1 protein-coding gene and 1 pseudogene are annotated in these 2,019 nt (G+C 39.7%); both read left to right on the forward strand.

From position 1 onward, the window contains the following. On the forward strand, positions 1 to 1,494 hold a 1,494-nt coding region (locus tag SAPGRDRAFT_RS05440), incomplete at its 5' end, for a hypothetical protein (RefSeq protein ID WP_037349863.1). 190 nt (positions 1,495 to 1,684) lie between these two features. Then, positions 1,685 to 2,019 (forward strand): annotated as a pseudogene (locus SAPGRDRAFT_RS23085) (hypothetical protein); the annotation flags it as partial.

A 2,019-nucleotide genomic window follows, 5' to 3' on the forward strand; every position in this document is an offset into this window, starting at 1 on the left:
TTGGCCAAAGAAGAGCAACAAGCAAAAGAAGAAGAGGAATATTTAGCCCAGGTTAAACTAGAATTTGATAGTACTTTGTCGCTGGCCGATTTTATTTGGCAAAAGGCAGAGCTTTTAGACAGCTTAAATAGCTTAGCTAAAGCTAGCCAAAGTCCTATGGCTAAAGCACTAATTGAGGGTTTAATTGCACAGCTATCAGGAACTCAACTAGGGCTTATTCAACTCAATACTATTGAGGATTGCTTTGCTCAAAGTTTAGCTAAGGTCAAAGTAGATAACTCACTTAGAACAGCAGAAAAAGAGTTAGGATATGCATTTACCTTCTATCAATTTCAAGAAGAAATCAATGGTCTTGGCCTAAAAGTTAAACACCTAGGATTCAGCTACGGATTAACAGCATGGAAAGAGCAGATTCATCCTGCGATAAAATCCTTAGAAAAGCTCATCGCTTCAAAAGAGATTCCCAAAGAAATGGATCGTCTGCTTCTGCTTAAGCAGTTGTATTTTTTGGCCGAAATTGTTGGCCCTTTAGAAAGTGCTGTTCCCCTAGCCTTTGCCAAGGCCGTAGAAAAACTAGCTAAAGAAATCAAAAGAGCAGACTTACAGGCCGCCCTTTTAGCCGAATTAAGCCAGTTTGATGACAAAAAAATAGAGGCACTATACTATAAAGAAGCCGTTAAACACAACTCCAAGAATTGGCGCAACCTAAGTGGTCGGGCGCATACCGCTTTCCTGGCCATAGACTCCTACAAAGATGCTTTTAAACAAGCTACACTTCCTCCAAAAAGGAGTTTCTTTCAAAGAGAGCAACAGTTCCATATTCACTTTGCTACTGCTGAGGGCCAGATCTATTCTATCAGCATAGATAGTCTTCTTATTCCAGCCGCTAAACCAAAGCCTTATTTTAAGGCAGCTAAACTAAGCATGATGCTCACAAAAGCTGGCGACAAAGCTAGTAGTAAGCAGTATGAGTTGCCAGCTAGTACGCCCACGACCTTTTCTGTAGAAGAAAAAGGAAATATAATTACCGAAAGCAGTTCTTTTACGGTCTTAATTAGTGAGCCATTGGCCCAGGCTTTTTCCACGGAAAAGCAAAAGTACAAAGAACAAGCTACAGTGGTTAAAATTAAAGAAGCCATTGAACGAGACCCCACAGAAGGAGAAGTTGCCACGGATAATATAATTAAGGGTGTTAAAGGCGAAACGAAGACTGATTTTGTCATTAAGCAAAAAAAAGAAGAATATTTAATTCGAGAGGCCTCAGAGGGAGAAATGGATGAGCTAAAAGGCCAAATAGAGCCGGGCCAACAAAAGCAAAGTATAGCTCATTTTCAAATTGACCTTCAATCAGTTTATAAGGGCCTAAATGATGCTGGAGATGAAATTGTCAGTCTCTCATTCTCATCAAAACTACTTGATAAGGATAGCCCTATACTACTTATGCCTCAAATTCTTAGCTCTACTAATGTAATTATTAGCAAAAAACTTAGATAGTCTCAAAGCCCCAAACTTCCGTTTGGGGCTTTGTTTTTTTTGGCCTTCGGCCATTTTGGGATGAACTTCTAGGCTGCAAAAAGACGGTTTAGCAGAAAACAGATGCTTTAGCGACCTACTTTATTCAAAAAGGAATAAACAAACTGTATATTGGGGGGGTAGTGACCTATAAACAAAAAATCAAAATAACATGAAAGCATTCGCCACTATCCTTATCTTCTTTATTAGTTTACTTAATCCCAGTAAAATGCAAAGCAAAAAGGAAATTATTGCGGCAAAAAACAGTTACCAACAAGAGCAAGCTCTTTTGAACGAAAGCTATTTGCAGTATAAAAGCCTGAGCGAACTGCTCGCTCAACTCAGCCCTGAAGACCCAGAGTACCAATCCTTTAAAGCAGCCCTAACAAAGGCCAAAAAGTTTTGGGGCCGTATAAAAACAGTTGGCCAAGGAAAAACAGTCTTAGAGACTATTATTGCCAGTTTTCTAGGCGCTCAGCAGGAGGATATACCGAAGGAGCAGTACAG

It is taken from the genome of Saprospira grandis DSM 2844 (genome assembly GCF_000275825.1).
GTDB classification, from domain to species: Bacteria; Bacteroidota; Bacteroidia; order Chitinophagales; family Saprospiraceae; genus Saprospira; species Saprospira grandis_A.